This is a genomic window from Pseudomonas sp. TH39(2020), from assembly GCF_016650715.1.
GTDB classification, from domain to species: domain Bacteria; phylum Pseudomonadota; class Gammaproteobacteria; order Pseudomonadales; family Pseudomonadaceae; genus Aquipseudomonas; species Aquipseudomonas mandelii_C.
The window spans coordinates 661785-677219 of sequence record NZ_JAEKFF010000006.1 but is presented as its reverse complement, the minus strand read 5'-3'; the positions used below and the strand labels follow the sequence as shown (position 1 = coordinate 677219).

Annotated in this window: 12 protein-coding genes and 1 pseudogene; 6 read left to right on the top strand and 7 right to left on the bottom strand. The window is 58.5% G+C overall.

Going from position 1 to position 15435, the window contains the following annotated elements; translation table 11 throughout:
• Nucleotides 1-161: 161 nt before the first annotated feature.
• On the top strand, nt 162-1592 hold the full coding sequence (sbcB, locus tag JFU47_RS11160) for an exodeoxyribonuclease I (RefSeq protein ID WP_201182963.1): 1431 nt from the start codon (nt 162-164) through the stop codon (nt 1590-1592).
• A gap of 99 nt (nt 1593-1691) precedes the next feature.
• On the opposite strand, the gene mvaT is transcribed toward sbcB, so the two are convergent.
• The gene (gene mvaT, locus JFU47_RS11155; RefSeq protein WP_007933316.1) at nt 1692-2069 is read right to left on the bottom strand and encodes a histone-like nucleoid-structuring protein MvaT; all 378 of its coding nucleotides are present in this window, start codon (nt 2067-2069) and stop codon (nt 1692-1694) included.
• A gap of 339 nt (nt 2070-2408) precedes the next feature.
• Between mvaT and purU the strand changes: the two genes are divergently transcribed.
• The gene (gene purU / locus JFU47_RS11150) at nt 2409-3257 is read left to right on the top strand and encodes a formyltetrahydrofolate deformylase (protein ID WP_008147434.1); all 849 of its coding nucleotides are present in this window, start codon (nt 2409-2411) and stop codon (nt 3255-3257) included.
• An 86-nt stretch (nt 3258-3343) separates the two neighbouring features.
• Nucleotides 3344-3520 (top strand): hypothetical protein, encoded by a 177-nt coding sequence (locus JFU47_RS11145; RefSeq protein WP_201182960.1) that lies wholly within the window; start codon nt 3344-3346, stop codon nt 3518-3520.
• A 217-nt stretch (nt 3521-3737) separates the two neighbouring features.
• Here the strand turns inward: JFU47_RS11145 and JFU47_RS11140 are convergent, their stop codons facing one another.
• From JFU47_RS11140 to JFU47_RS33575, 5 genes and pseudogenes are all read right to left on the bottom strand, one after another.
• Entirely contained in the window at nt 3738-4733 is a 996-nt protein-coding gene (locus JFU47_RS11140; protein ID WP_201182958.1) for a lysylphosphatidylglycerol synthase transmembrane domain-containing protein, read from the bottom strand.
• Nucleotides 4730-5506, bottom strand: a complete 777-nt coding sequence (locus tag JFU47_RS11135; protein ID WP_201182956.1) for a DUF2334 domain-containing protein — start codon at nt 5504-5506, stop codon at nt 4730-4732. Before JFU47_RS11135 ends, JFU47_RS11140 begins: the two co-directional genes overlap by 4 nt.
• Entirely contained in the window at nt 5499-6620 is a 1122-nt protein-coding gene (locus JFU47_RS11130; protein ID WP_201182954.1) for a glycosyltransferase family 4 protein, read from the bottom strand. The genes JFU47_RS11135 and JFU47_RS11130 overlap by 8 nt, the downstream gene beginning before the upstream one ends.
• Before the next feature lie 190 nt (nt 6621-6810).
• A complete protein-coding gene (locus tag JFU47_RS33580; RefSeq protein ID WP_409077343.1) occupies nt 6811-7575 on the bottom strand; it encodes a methyl-accepting chemotaxis protein in 765 nt (254 codons plus the stop codon).
• 93 nt (nt 7576-7668) lie between these two features.
• Nucleotides 7669-8700: pseudogene (locus JFU47_RS33575) on the bottom strand (HAMP domain-containing protein); the annotation flags it as partial.
• Between the two features lie 189 nt (nt 8701-8889).
• On the opposite strand from JFU47_RS33575, the gene JFU47_RS11120 reads away from it, so the two are divergent.
• The gene (locus JFU47_RS11120) at nt 8890-10377 is read left to right on the top strand and encodes a helicase HerA-like domain-containing protein (protein WP_201182950.1); all 1488 of its coding nucleotides are present in this window, start codon (nt 8890-8892) and stop codon (nt 10375-10377) included.
• Nucleotides 10378-10501: 124 nt separating this feature from the next.
• Here the strand turns inward: JFU47_RS11120 and JFU47_RS11115 are convergent, their stop codons facing one another.
• Nucleotides 10502-10957 (bottom strand): DUF721 domain-containing protein, encoded by a 456-nt coding sequence (locus JFU47_RS11115; RefSeq protein WP_008147416.1) that lies wholly within the window; start codon nt 10955-10957, stop codon nt 10502-10504.
• A 307-nt stretch (nt 10958-11264) separates the two neighbouring features.
• Between JFU47_RS11115 and secA the strand changes: the two genes are divergently transcribed.
• Both secA and argJ read left to right on the top strand, forming a co-directional pair.
• Entirely contained in the window at nt 11265-14000 is a 2736-nt protein-coding gene (gene secA, locus JFU47_RS11110; RefSeq protein ID WP_140676832.1) for a preprotein translocase subunit SecA, read from the top strand.
• Between the two features lie 122 nt (nt 14001-14122).
• Nucleotides 14123-15340, top strand: coding sequence for a bifunctional glutamate N-acetyltransferase/amino-acid acetyltransferase ArgJ (gene argJ / locus JFU47_RS11105; protein ID WP_123367875.1), 1218 nt, complete (start codon nt 14123-14125; stop codon nt 15338-15340).
• Nucleotides 15341-15435 lie beyond the last annotated feature (95 nt).

Sequence of the window (15435 nt, the reverse complement as noted above, 5' to 3'; positions counted from 1 at the left end):
TCGGGATTCGATGTCCGTCCGATGCTAGCAGCCTCTCGGGGGAAAACGACATAACTATGTATTGCACGGCACGTGGCCAGAGGTGATTGAATGAGAAGATTACTGGCCGGGGCGGGATATGAACGCCTAGACTTCGCCGATCTTCAGTTCAGGAATAGCCCGTGACCTCTATCTTCTGGTACGACTATGAAACCACTGGCGTCAACCCCCGTTGCGACCGCCCGCTGCAAATGGCGGGGATTCGCACTGACTTCGATCTCAACGAAATAGACGAGCCGGTCAACCTTTACTGCCAGCCCAGTGAAGACATCCTGCCCCATCCGGCAGCCTGTGCGATTACGGGTATCACGCCCGGCCGACTGGCCGAGCAAGGCTTGAGCGAAGCCGATTTCATGACCCGGGTGCATGCCCAACTCGCTGCGCCCGGCACGTGCGGGGCGGGGTACAACACGTTGCGTTTCGATGACGAGATGACCCGTTACAGTCTTTACCGAAACTTTTTCGACCCTTATGCGCGCGAGTGGCAGGGCGGTAATAGCCGCTGGGACTTGATCGATGTGGTGCGTGCAGCCTATGCCTTGCGCCCTGACGGCATCGTTTGGCCAACGGACGACGAGGGGCGGATAACGCTCAAACTCGAACGCCTGACCGCCGCCAATGGCATTGATCACGGAAATGCTCACGAAGCGCTTTCGGACGTTCGCGCCACCATCGCCCTGGCGCGTCTGATCCGGGAAAAGCAGCCGAAGTTGTATGACTGGTTGTTTCAGTTGCGCGGTAAACAAAAGGTGATGGATCAGATTCGTCTGTTGCAGCCGATGGTGCACATCTCCGGGCGCTTTTCGGCGGCGCGCAATTATGTCGGTGTGGTGCTGCCCTTGGCCTGGCACCCGAAAAACAAGAACGCCTTGATTGTCTGTGACCTGCACCTGGACCCTCAAGGTTTGCTCGATCTTGATGCCGACACCTTGCGCCAACGGCTGTATACCCGCCGCGATGACTTGGCCGAGGGCGAGTTGCCGGTGCCGCTCAAACTTATCCACATCAATAAATGCCCGGTGGTGGCGCCGTTGTCGGTTCTTCGTTCTGAAGATCAGCAACGTTTGGGGCTGGATATGCCGCTCTACCAAGAGCGCGCGCTGCGGCTAAGTGACGCACAAACAGTTTGGCGAGATAAAGTTCAGGCGATTTATGCCAGCGAAGCTTTCACCCCGAGCCAAGACCCTGAGCAACAGTTATACGATGGTTTTATCGGTGATAGGGATCGGCGTCTTTGTGAGCAAGTCAGGTCTGCCGACCCGGCTCAATTAGCGCAACAACAGTGGCCTTTCGATGATGAACGATTGCCTGAATTATTGTTTCGATATCGCGCACGCAACTTCCCCGATACGTTGAATTTCGAAGAGCAAGAACGCTGGAGAATATTCTGTCAGCAACGTTTGTCAGCACCCGAGTGGGGGGCGCCAAATACGCTGGAAACTTTTGTAGAAGCCGCCGCCCAATGGAGTATTACGGCTACATCGTTTCAGCGAGAGGTGCTGAATGAATGGCAGAATTATGTCGAAGGATTACGCAAACGTTTGAATCTTTGAAATCGAAAATGTTCGGGGCTGAATACCGGACATAAAAAAACGCCAGCAGATGCTGGCGTTCTTTTTTGTCGCGGATGAGTCTGCGACAAGCGCTACGGCTTAGCCCAGCAGGGTAGCCCAGCCTTCAACCACGTCACCGCCCCACTTGGCTTTCCACTCTTTCAGAGTTTTGTGGTTGCCACCTTTGGTTTCGATGACTTCGCCGTTGTGCGGGTTTTTGTATTGTTTAACTTTGCGAGCACGCTTGGTGCCAGTAGTTTTTACTGCGCCGCCGCGTGGTGCTTTGGTTTTGGACTCTGGATCCAATAGCGCAATGATGTCACGCAGAGACTTGGAGTACTCGCCCATCAGGGTGCGCAGTTTGCCTTCGAATTCCAGCTCGGTTTGCAGTTTGTCGTCTTGGGACAGGTTCTTCAAACGGGCTTGCAGCTCTTTGATAGCTTCTTCGGTGGCGCGATATTCGTTGATCAAGGACATGAGGACTACCTTATGTTGGGGCGCTGGATGGCAGGTGACAGTGCGGCAATAATAGTCAGGGTGTTTCACCAAGTAAACATTTAACCGGAGTTTTATTTAAATTAGTTGTGGTGAATAGGCATAAATTGCCGGTGTAGTTAAATAGTGTGATGCAGTCATCACGAATATTCACAATTGGGCACTTGAAGATTGGCAACAGGAACACCATCGCGCGGGTTGCAGGTGCTGCCAGAACCTGTGCCGCTTACCTTTGTGTCGGGCCACACGTCATCAATACTGCAGTTTTGCTGCGCAATCGCTAGAATGGCCGCCTTTGCGAAGTTCTGGAGTTTGACCCTCATGCGCACTTTTCGGCTGGTGATTGCTTGCCCGGACCGCGTCGGCATCGTTGCTAAAGTCAGTAACTTTCTGGCGTCACATAACGGCTGGATCACTGAAGCGAGCCATCACTCGGACAATCTCAGTGGCTGGTTCTTCATGCGTCACGAAATTCGTGCCGATTCGCTGCCCTTCGGTATCGATGCCTTTCGCGAAGCGTTTGCACCGATTGCCGAAGAGTTCTCGATGAACTGGCGCATCACCGATACCGAGCAGAAAAAGCGCGTGGTACTGATGGCCAGTCGCGAGTCTCACTGCCTCGCCGACTTGTTGCACCGCTGGCACAGTGATGAGCTGGATTGCGAAATTTCCTGCGTGATTTCCAACCATGACGACTTGCGCAGCATGGTCGAGTGGCACGGGATTCCGTATTACCACGTACCGGTCAATCCGCAGGATAAAGAGCCGGCCTTCGCCGAAGTCTCGCGCCTGGTCAAACAGCACGATGCCGAAGTGGTCGTACTTGCTCGCTACATGCAAATCCTGCCGCCCGAGTTGTGCCGCGAATATGCTCACAAGGTCATCAACATTCACCACAGCTTCCTGCCGTCGTTCGTCGGTGCCAAGCCGTATCACCAGGCATCGATGCGTGGCGTGAAGTTGATTGGCGCTACTTGCCACTACGTGACCGAAGAACTGGATGCCGGTCCGATCATCGAACAAGACGTCGTTCGCGTCAGCCACAGTGACAGCATCGACGACATGGTGCGTTTCGGTCGGGACGTCGAAAAGATGGTGCTGGCCCGTGGTTTGCGTTATCACCTGGAAGATCGGGTGCTGGTGCACGGCAACAAAACCGTGGTGTTCTGATAGCGATACAACACGGTTGAAATACGAAGGGCCTGGGCGTTCAATCGCTTCAGGCCCTTCGCCGTTTCTGCACTGAGGACATGATCATGGCCGATCCACTCGACAAAGCCACTTCCAGGGCACCCGCCACGTTGGGCGAGGGCTGTCTGAGTCGTTACGACCCGCAAGACATGAGCCCCGAAGACGGCACGGAGTTTCCCGGTGCGGCGGAGCTGTGGGAGCAGTTGAATCCGGAGTCCGACGAAGAAATGGAGGAGGCCTAAAAAGATCGTCCGAACGCGGCCCGAACCTTCGGCAGCGCCATGGAGATTTTCGGTGAATGATCCATCGTCATCGCGAGCAGGCTCGCTCCCACATTGGTCCTATGCCACACCGAAGATCCCCTGTGGGAGCGAGCCTGCTCGCGATGAGGCCCGAATCGGCGCTGCAAATCTCCATGTAGGAGCTGCCGAAGGTTCGGGCCGCGTTCGGACGATCTTTTTAGGCCTGCTTGAACTTCATCAACTTCTTCAGCAGCGGCCGCCCGAGCATCAGCAAAAACACCGGGCCACCCACCAGCAAATAAAAGTAATAAGTCACCGCCCGCCAGATCAGAATCGCCGCCGCCGCGGTGGATTTTCCCACCATCGGCGCCAGCAGCGCCGCCGACGTCAACTCCGCCGCCCCGGCACCGCCCGGCAACAGGCTGAACTGCCCCGCACTTAGCGAAAGCATCTGGATCAGAAAGCTCCAGGCCCACTGCAAATCCGCCCCAAGCCCACGCAATGCCAGATACAGCACGCTATAGCGCAAGATCCAATGCACGCAAGTCAGGGCAAACACCTTGATGAGCGTTTGAAAGGGCAACTTCAGCGTGTCAGCAAAGGCCGCCAGAAAGTGCAGGAGTTTTCGCGCCCAGCGCAGACGCGTGGTGGTTTTGACATTCAGGCGAGCGAGCAACCGACCGCTCAGACGAATCAGCACTCGATGGTAGCGAGCGACCACCACGCAACTGAACAACCCGCCGAACATCGAAATGGCGCTGACAGTCAGCAGCCATTCCATGCGTTGGCTGAGGTGCTGGAACAACGCGTAAATCAGGATCCCGCTCAGCGCGCAGAGAAAAAACAGCAGATCGCTCAGTTGATCCATGGCAAACACGGCGCTGCCCCTGGCCGGACGCACGCCATTGCGCGCCAGCAGCGCCATGATCGTCAGCGGCCCGCCGCTGCCACCCGGGGTTGCGCAATAGGCGAATTCGGCGGCCATCACCACCCCGAGGCTTTTTAGCGGTCCGACCTTGTCGCGCTGATCCCCTAGCAACAGACGCAAGCGCATCGTGTTCAGCACCCAGCACAGCAGGATCATGCCGAACATGATCAGTAACCATGTCAGCGGAAAGCTTTGCAGTCGATACCAGGTTTCGTTACCGCCCAGCAGCGACGGAATCAGCACCGCAGCGAGCAGCGCGACGAGCAGCAGAATCCCGCGACTCATGCGGCGCGACCCATACGGTCGCTTTGCAGCGCCAGCCAGCGTGCCTTGGTCATCGGCACACGTCCTTCGTCGAGCAAGCGCTTGAGGGTTTGTAGCCAGTAAGTACGCGAGAACTCATGGCGCATATCCACCGGGTGCAGGCCGAGACGAATCACCGGTGCTTGCTGCCAGCGTTGTTCGCGTTGATCACTGACGAGCTTCGACACCCCACGGCGCCAGGCACTGCGCGCACTCCAGACCAGTCCCGGCGCGTCGACCGCGGTGAAGTCTGGCAGACGATACAGATGCTGAGGATCGCTGGTGTAACGCAGGGGCAACTGGCGCAAGGCCTGGCGCGTCCCTTCGCTCATCAACCAGGCCGGGGCGACGAAGCCCTCCAGCGGCCAGTGATAACGGTGGAATATTTCGATGCCGGCGCGCAGGCGGGCGAGGGCGGTTTCTTGAGACAGGCTGTAAAACTCGCCTTCGTGGGTGTAGATCCGGCGCATGAACCAGTCTCGTGGAGTAGTGGGCGTGGGCGCTTCATCGCAATGAAAGTAACCGTGCAATGCCAGTTCGTCACCTCGGGCGATACGACGGGTGAGTAAACGTCGAAATCCCGGATGCTCCTCCAGATCGTTGTGCTTGTGGAAATCGGGCACCACCAGCCAGGTCATCGGCACCTCGCCCAAGGCGTCGACAGCTTCGACAAAGGGTTGATAATCGGCCCAGGTTTGCGGTGCAACGTCGTGCAGCACGAGTAACAGGCTGGGCGGGTTCATGGGCTCAACCATTGGCCGTCAGTGGCCAGTGGCTGCCGAGCACGGCGTGATAGTGCCCCAGCAGGCTGTTGACCACCGTGTCCCAAGAGTAATGCCGTTCGACATGGCAACGGGCCTGTTTGCCCAAAACCACGCTGCCCGAACTGAACAGCTCGCGGACTGTGTTGGCCATCGCCAATGGATTATTCGGCGGGCAGAGCAGGCCGCATTGATCGGTGATGATTTCCTGAAAGGCCCCGGCCGCCACGGCTACCACCGGAATGCCACTGGCCATGGCTTCAAGAACCACCAGGCCGAAGGTTTCCTGATCGCCGGCGTGCAGCAGCGCATCGGCGCTGGCCATCAACCGCGCCACTTGTGCTGCCGGGCAGAACTCATCGACCACGGTGACGTTGTCGGGCACCACGGCCGGCATCGACGAACCTACCAGCAGCAGGTGATAGCGTCGCCCCAGGCGTTTCATGCAGTCGAGCAGCACCGGCAGGTTTTTTTCCTTGGAGCCGCGCCCGGCGAAGATCAGCAAATGCGTGTTTTCATCAATGCCCAATTCGGCCCGCAGGCCCGTGTCTCGTGCAGTGGGATTGAAGGTTTGCAAGTCGACGCCCAACGGTTGAACGAAAACGTTCTTCACCCCCAGCCCGATCAGTTTGTCGGCCATGACCTGGCTGGGGGCCAGAACCCGATCGAAGTTGCCATAGAGCTTGCTGACATAGGCTTCGACGTTGGTGGTGACCCAGTTGCCCATGCGATTGCTGACCAGCAGCGGCAGGTCCGAATGATAAAAGCCGATCACCGGGACATCGAGTTGCCGCCGGGCATCGAGGGCCGCCCAAGCAGTGAGGTAAGGGTCGCCGACCTCGATCAGGTCGGGCTGTAAGTCCTGCAGAACATTGCGCCATGGCGCGAGACGGAGGGGGAATCGATAACCCTTGCCGAAGGGCAGGGCGGGGGCCGGAACCGTGTAAACGCCATCCTGTTCACTGAAGTAAGCCCCAGGGATCAGCAGACTGTGGCGAATGCCTGGCTTGATGCTCAGGCGACGGTGTTTTGCATCCAGATAAGTGCGCACGCCACCGCTGGCAGGGGCGTAGAACATGGTTATGTCAGCGATATGCACGATGAACATCCCTCCGGTCCGTTGGGCTCCCTTGGTTGACCTTTATGAAGGATAGATGTTCGGTTGGGGTTTTGTGGCGGGGCGTCAGTGAGGTTTTGCGGTGTGTTACAGGCCGCTATCGCGAGCAGGCTCGCTCCCACAAGGTCTGGCGCTGTACCTGTGGGAGCGAGCCTGCTCGCGATGGGGCCCTGATCAGACACTAAATACGGAAACTGCCCACCAACTGCTTCAACCGCGCCGCTTGCTGCTCAAGGTCGGCACACGCCCGCAACGTCGACTGCAGGTTTTCCACACCTTCCTGATTCAGCGTGTTGATCTCGGTAATGTCGACGTTGATTGATTCCACCACCGCCGTCTGTTCCTCGGTCGCCGTCGCCACCGACTGGTTCATCCCGTCAATCTCGCCAATACGCAACGTCACGCTGTTCAACCGCTCGCCGGCCAGGTTGGCGATTTCAACGCTGTCCTGACTATGGCGCTGGCTGTCGCTCATGGTGCTGACGGATTCGCGGGCGCCGACTTGCAGCTCCTCGATCATGGTCTGTACCTGTTGCGCCGATTCCTGAGTGCGGTGCGCCAGGTTGCGCACTTCATCGGCCACTACGGCAAAACCACGTCCGGCTTCACCGGCGCGCGCCGCTTCGATGGCCGCATTCAGCGCCAGCAGGTTGGTTTGCTGGGAGATGCTGGTGATCACTTCGAGAATCTGCCCGATGTTCACGGTTTTGCTGTTCAGCGATTCGATGTTGGTGCTTGAGGCGCTGAGCATGCTCGATAGCTGATTCATCGCGACAATGCTGCGATCCACCACTTGCTGGCCATCTTCGGCCAGGCTGCGGGCATCGCTGGCCTGACTCGATGCTTGCGCTGCGTTGCGGGCGATTTCCTGAGCGGCGGCGCCGAGCTGGTTGATTGCCGCGGCCACGCTGCTGGTGCGCGAAGCCTGTTGGTCGGAGTTGAACATCGAGGAGTTCGAGGCGGCCACTACACGCAGTGCCACTTCGTTGACTTGCCCGGTGGCCGACGACACTTCGCGGATCGAACCGTGAATGCGCTCCACGAAGCGGTTGAACGCGGTACCGAGGACGCCGAATTCGTCGTTGTTCACGATGGTCAGGCGTTTGGTCAGGTCGCCTTCGCCGTCGGCGATGTCTGCCATGGCGCGGGTCATGACGTGCAGCGGCTGGATCAGGATGCGGATCAGCATGCCCAGCAGAGCGATGATGATGGCCACGGCAATGACCGTCGCTATGACCGCCGAAGCGCGGAATTCGCTGAGCATGGAGAAGGCTTTGTCTTTGTCCACCGACAGACCGATGTACCAGTTGACTGAGGACAGCCCTTTGATCGGTGTAAAGGTCACGATGCGAGTCTTGCCGTCAACGTCGACTTCACTGAAGTCGCTGCTGATGCGCGGGGTGTTTTTCGGGTACGCCTCGCTCAGGGACTTCATCACCAGCGCTTTGTCCGGGTGAACCAGGATTTTGCCGTCGGCGCTGACCAGAAACGCATAGCCCATGCCGTCGAAGTCCAGTGCGTTGAGGCTGTCGGTGATCACCTGCAAGCTCAAGTCACCCCCGACCACGCCGATGTTTTGACCGTCCTTGAGTACGCTATTCACGATGGAAATCACCAACTGGCCAGAAGCCAGGTCGATGTAGGGCTCGGTCAGGGCAGAACCGCTGGTGCTTTGGGCGCTCTTGTACCAGGGGCGGACACGAGGGTCATAGCCGTCGGGCATCTTGCTGTCTGGGCGAATGATGAAGGTGCCATCTTTGTTCCCCAGGTAGGCGCCCATAAAGGTCGACGACACGGCCTTCTGTTCCAGCAGGTTGGAGACATTGGCTATATCTGCGTTCAAGGCAACGGTTTGCGACAGGTTTTCGATCAGCAGGCTGCGACCCGCCAGCCAGGTTTGAATGTTTTTTGCGGTGACGCTGCCCATTTCTTGCAAGTAGTTGTCCAGATCGCGGCGTATCGCATTGCGCTGCAAATAGTCGTTGTACAGCGTGAACGAGGCGAAGGCAGCAATGACGATGAGGGCGGCGGCAAGCAGGATTTTATGGCTGAAGCGCAGATTTTTGTTCATGGCTCGGGGGGTCCGCTAAGGTCTTATTGTTCGGGGCGCGTTGCTGTTAATGCGCGCAAAATGAGTGCGCAACGGAGCGAGTCGGTAATTCCTGCTCTCCATAGGGGAATGTCGGACCTTGCTTTCAATTGGGTCTCTCGCTTATTTCTATCGGCCGTGAAGGATCAAAGATTAACCATGGGTGACCAAATGCCTGACTCATTACAACTCGTTATCGGTGCTGATCTCGCCGGGCAACCCATTACCCAGGCCATGCGTCTGGCGAACCGTCATGGTTTGGTCGCAGGCGCTACCGGGACGGGCAAGACCGTCACCTTGCAACGGATGGCCGAAGCATTCAGCGATGCCGGCGTGGCGGTGTTCGCCGCCGATATCAAGGGTGACCTGTGTGGTCTGGGCGCCGCCGGCAACCCTCAAGGCAAAATCGCCGAGCGGATTGCCGGGATGCCTTGGCTGCACCATAAGCCTCAGGCGTATCCAGTGACCCTGTGGGACATTCACGGTCAGTCCGGTCATCCGTTGCGCACAACCTTGAGCGAAATGGGGCCGTTATTGATTGGCAGCCTGCTGGAGCTGACCGACAGTCAACAGTCGGCGCTGTACGCCGCGTTCAAGGTGGCGGACCGTGAAGGGCTGTTGTTGCTGGACCTCAAGGACCTGAAGGCACTGCTCAATCACCTGCGTGACAACCCCGAATTGCTGGGTGAAGACGCCGCGCTGATGACCACCGGTTCCAGTCAGGCACTGTTGCGGCGTCTCGCGACCCTGGAACAGCAGGGCGCCGAAGCGCTGTTCGGTGAGCCGGCGCTGCAACTCGAAGACATTCTGCAGCCGACCGCCGAGGGTCGCGGGCGCATTCACCTGCTCGATGCCAGCCGTCTGGTGCATGAAGCGCCGAAGGTCTACGCGACGTTCCTGTTGTGGCTGCTGGCCGAACTGTTCGAGCAATTGCCAGAGCGCGGGGATTCGGACAAACCGCTGCTGGCGTTGTTTTTCGACGAAGCGCATTTATTGTTCGCCGGTACGCCAAAGGCTTTGCAGGATCGTCTTGAGCAGGTGGTGCGGCTGATACGCTCGAAAGGCGTTGGCGTGTATTTCGTCACCCAATCGCCGGGCGACTTGCCGGATGACGTGCTGGCTCAGCTCGGTCTGCGCGTTCAGCATGGCCTGCGCGCGTTCACCGCCAAGGAACAGAAATCCTTGCGAGCGGTGGCCGAAGGCTTCCGGCCGAACCCGGCGTTCGATGCCTTGTCGGTGCTGACCGAGCTTGGGATCGGCGAGGCGCTGGTCGGCACGTTGCAGGACAAGGGCACGCCGGAGATAGTCCAGCGGGTTTTGGTGGCGCCGCCGCAATCGCGGATCGGGCCACTGAGCGAGACTGAGCGCACGGTGCTGATCGCGGGGTCGCCGTTCAAGGGACGGTATGACAAACCCGTTGATCGCGAATCGGCTTATGAAGTGTTGATGGGGCGCAAAGGGTTGGCGCCAGAGCCTGACGCTGTTCCGGGCAAACCGGCAGCCGAAGAGCCAAGCTTCACCGACAAGGCCGGGGAATTCCTCGGCACCGCGGCGGGGCAGGCATTGAAATCAGCGATGCGCCAGGCGGCCAATCAATTGGGCCGACAGTTGGTACGCGGCTTGATGGGGTCGTTGCTCGGCGGTAGCAAACGCCGCTGAACATCTGGCTGGGCGCAATCAATGTGGGAGCGAGCCTGCTCGCGAAAGCGGTAGATCAGACAACATCTATGTTGAATGTCAGGCCGCCTTCGCGAGCAGGCTCGCTCCCACATTGGGTTCTATGTCAGGTCTTGGGTTTGGCGTGAGCCGCCAGCCGTTCCAGCGCCGCCCGCAGATTCGGATCGCTGATCCCGTCGGCAGTGGCCTGAATGGTCGCGCCAGCATCGGTCGACAAGCTGATGGTATGGCCGGCCGCCCCTTGCTGAACCGTGGGAGGCTGAACCTTAAACAGAATCCGCGTCAGGCTGGCGAATTCGTCGAACATCTGTAATTGCCGTTGCAGACGCTTTTGCTGATAACGCAGGCGGGTTGCCCAATGACCGTCGGTCACTATCAGCAACAAACTGCCTTCGCGCCACGACGCCACATGGCAATGCTCGCGGGCAGCGGGCTGCAATTGGCTTTCCAGCAGACGTTGTAAATGACCCAGGCGTTGAGCGTGGCCGAAGATGGCTTTCAGCGGTTTGGCTTCGCGAAGCAGGACGGCGGGTGCTCTGGCCGTAAGAGGGCGAAATGCCATGATCAGACACCTGAAGTAACAGAGCCGCCATGGTAGCAGAAAGCACCGGATGCACCCGAGCCATTGCTTTGTGAGCGCTTTACCCATTAAATCAACAAGTAACTTGTGCCGTGAATGGCTTGAAGTTCAGCAAAAAGCCCTTATTTTAAGTGAGCCCCGTCACAGCGCTGTGCCAGCATCGTGGAATAACGCCACTTTCCTCACCATCGTTTCCGGGTAGAATGCTCGTTCGCATGCGGCCATGAGGGCTGCTCGGGCGACTCACGGGGCCGCCCTCCATCCCTTTAGTGTGGAAGATCCTGCCGATATGTTTGCGCCTTTGTTAAAGAAACTTTTTGGAAGCAAGAACGAGCGTGAAGTCAAACGCATGCTCAAGACGGTGCAACTCGTCAATGCCTTCGAAGAGCAAATGGTGGCCCTTTCGGACGATCAATTGCGTGCCAAGACAGATGAGTTCAAGGCCCGCATCGCCAAAGGGGAAACCCTCGACAAGCTGCTGCCAGAAGCCTTTGCGGTCGCCCGCGAAGCCGGTAAGCGCGTCATGGGTATGCGCCACTTCGACGTCCAGCTGATCGGCGGCATGACCTTGCATGAAGGCCAGATCGCAGAGATGCGTACCGGTGAAGGCAAGACCCTGGTGGCAACACTGGGCGTTTACCTCAACGCACTGTCCGGCAAGGGCGTGCACGTTGTGACGGTGAACGACTACCTGGCCCGTCGTGACGCCAACTGGATGCGCCCGCTCTACGAGTTCCTCGGAATGTCGGTCGGTGTTGTCACGCCGTTCCAGCCGCCGGAAGAGAAACGTCTGGCTTACGCTGCCGACATTACCTACGGCACCAACAACGAATTCGGTTTCGACTACCTGCGCGACAACATGGCGTTCAGCATGGAAGAAAAATTCCAGCGCGAACTCAATTTTGCCGTGATCGACGAAGTCGACTCCATCCTCATCGACGAAGCCCGTACCCCGCTGATCATTTCCGGTCAGGCCGAGGACAGCTCCAAGCTGTACATCGAGATCAACAAACTGATCCCGCAGCTCGAGTTGCACATCGAAGAAGTTGAAGGCGAAGTCACCAAGGCCGGCCACTACACCGTCGACGAGAAGACCCGTCAGGTTGAGCTCAACGAAGCCGGTCACCAATTCATCGAAGACATGCTGACCCGCGTTGGCCTGCTGGCTGAAGGCGAGAGCCTGTACTCGGCGCACAACCTCGGTCTGCTGACTCACGTTTATGCCGGTCTGCGCGCTCATAAACTGTTCAATCGCAACATCGAATACATCGTGCAGGATGGCCAGGTCGTTCTGGTCGACGAACACACCGGCCGTACCATGCCGGGTCGCCGTCTGTCCGAAGGCCTGCACCAGGCCATCGAAGCCAAGGAAAACCTGAACATTCAGGCCGAAAGCCAGACCCTGGCCTCGACCACGTTCCAGAACTACTTCCGTCTGTACAACAAGCTGTCCGGCATGACCGGTACCGCTGACACCGAAGCGTTCGAATTCCACCAGATCTACGGTCTGTCGGTGATGGTTATCCCGCCGAACAAACCGCTGGCGCGTAAAGACTACAACGACCTGGTGTTCCTGACCGCCGAAGAGAAATACGCGGCGATCATCAATGACATCAAGGAATGCATGACCCAGGGCCGTCCGGTGCTGGTGGGTACTGCAACCATTGAAACGTCGGAACACATGTCCAGCCTGCTCGTGAAAGAAGGCATCGAACACAAGGTTCTGAACGCCAAGTTCCACGAAAAAGAAGCCGAGATCATTGCCCAGGCCGGTCGCCCAGGCGCACTGACCATCGCCACCAACATGGCCGGTCGTGGTACCGACATCCTGTTGGGCGGTAACTGGGAAGTGGAAGTGGCAACCCTGGAAGACCCGACCCCTGAGCAGATTGCCCAGATCAAGGCCGACTGGCAGAAACGTCACCAGCAAGTGCTCGAGTCGGGCGGTTTGCAGGTGATTGCTTCCGAGCGTCACGAATCGCGCCGTATCGACAACCAGCTGCGTGGTCGTGCCGGTCGTCAGGGTGACGCCGGTTCCAGCCGTTTCTACCTGTCGCTGGAAGACAGCCTGATGCGCATCTTCGCCTCTGATCGGGTGAAGAACTTCATGAAGGCCCTGGGCATGCAGCCAGGCGAGGCGATCGAGCACCGCATGGTGACCAACGCCATCGAGAAGGCTCAGCGCAAGGTTGAAGGCCGCAACTTCGATATTCGTAAGCAACTGCTCGAGTTCGACGACGTCAACAACGAACAACGTAAAGTGATTTATCACATGCGTAACAGTTTGTTGGCCGCCGACAACATCGGTGAAACCATCGCCGACTTCCGTCAGGACGTGCTCAACGCAACTGTCAGCGCACACATTCCACCGCAATCGCTGCCTGAGCAGTGGGACGTGGCCGGTCTGGAAGCGGCGTTGCAGAGCGACTTCGGTGTGGCGCTGCCGATCCAGAAATGGCTCGACGAAGACGATCACCTGTACGAAGAAACCCTGCGCGAGAAGCTCATGACCGAGCTGCTGGCCGCGTACAACGAGAAAGAAGAGCAGGCGAGCGCCGAAGCGCTGCGCACCTTCGAGAAGCAAATCGTTCTGCGTGTGCTCGACGACCTGTGGAAAGACCACCTGTCGACCATGGATCACCTGCGTCATGGCATCCACTTGCGTGGTTATGCGCAGAAGAACCCGAAGCAAGAGTACAAGCGCGAGTCCTACACGCTGTTCTCCGAGCTGCTGGATTCGATCAAGCGCGACTCGATCCGTGTGCTGTCCCACGTTCAGGTTCGCCGCGAAGATCCGATCGAAGAAGAACAACGCCTGCGTCAGGAAGCCGAAGCGCTGGCTGCGCGCATGCAGTTCCAGCACGACGAAGCACCGGGGCTTGAGCAACCGGAACTGCTGGGTGAAGAGGTCGATGTCGCCCTTGCCACCGCGCCGGTACGCAATGAACAGAAGCTGGGCCGTAACGAACTTTGCTACTGCGGTTCGGGCAAGAAGTTCAAGCATTGCCACGGGCAGATCCAGTAAAACCCGTTTCATACGCTGAAATACCCGCGCCGCGACCGGCTTATGCCGTCGCGGCGTTTTGCCATTTAAACCACCGTTCTTCCTGAAAGCGGTGCTGACATCATTTATTAAGGAGCGCATTCATGGCTGTTGGTCTTGGTCCTTTGCCAACGTTGCACCCGGTTGCCGGTTTTGAACTCGGTATCGCCTCGGCTGGCATCAAGCGCCCGGGGCGCAAGGATGTTGTGGTCATGCGCTGTGCCGAAGGTTCCACGGTCGCTGGCGTGTTCACCCTGAACGCGTTTTGCGCCGCCCCCGTGATCCTGGCCAAGCAGCGTGTGCAAGGTCCGGTGCGTTACCTGTTGACCAATACCGGCAATGCCAACGCCGGCACTGGCGAACCAGGCCTTGCCGCCGCCGAGCGCACGTGCGCCAAGCTGGCTGAGCTGACCGGCGTCGACGCCAGCCTGGTGCTGCCGTACTCCACCGGTGTGATCGGCGAGCCGTTGCCGGTCGAGAAAATCGAAGGGGCTCTGCAAGCAGCCCTCGACGACCTGTCGGTCAACAACTGGGAAGCTGCCGCCACCGGCATCATGACTACCGACACCCTGCCAAAAGGTGCCAGCCGCCAGTTCCAGCATGACGGCGTGACCATCACCGTCACCGGTATCAGCAAAGGCGCGGGCATGATCCGCCCGAACATGGCGACCATGCTCGGCTACATCGCCACCGACGCCAAAGTCTCCCGCGACGTGCTGCAAAACCTGCTGCTGGACGGTGCCAACAAATCGTTCAACCGCATCACCATCGACGGCGACACCTCGACCAACGACTGCTGCATGCTGATCGCCACCGGTCAGGCAGCACTGCCGGAAATCACTGAAGCCAGCGGTGATTTGTTCGCCAAGCTGAAACAGGCCGTGTTCGAAGTGTGCATGGACGTGGCCCAGGCCATCGTTCGTGACGGCGAAGGCGCGACCAAGTTTGTGACCGTTGAAGTCAACGGCGGCGGCAATCACCAGGAATGCCTGGACGTCGGTTACACCGTGGCTCACTCGCCGCTGATCAAGACCGCACTGTTCGCCTCCGACCCGAACTGGGGCCGCATTCTGGCGGCTGTGGGCCGTGCCGGCGTACCGAACCTGGACGTGAGCAAGATCGACGTGTTCCTCGGTGATGTCTGTATCGCCAGCCGTGGCGCTCGTGCATCGACCTACACCGAAGCCCAAGGCGCGGCCGTGATGCAGCAGGAAGAAATCACCATCCGTATCGAGCTGGGTAGGGGTGATTGCAGCGAAACCATCTGGACCACCGACCTGTCCCACGAATACGTGAAAATCAACGCCGAGTACCGCACGTAATCAACCGTTAGACCGAGTCGCTGCATTCGCGAGCAGGCTCGCTCCCACAGGGGATCTTCAGTGGACACAGGTTTTGTGTACAGCAGGATCCAATG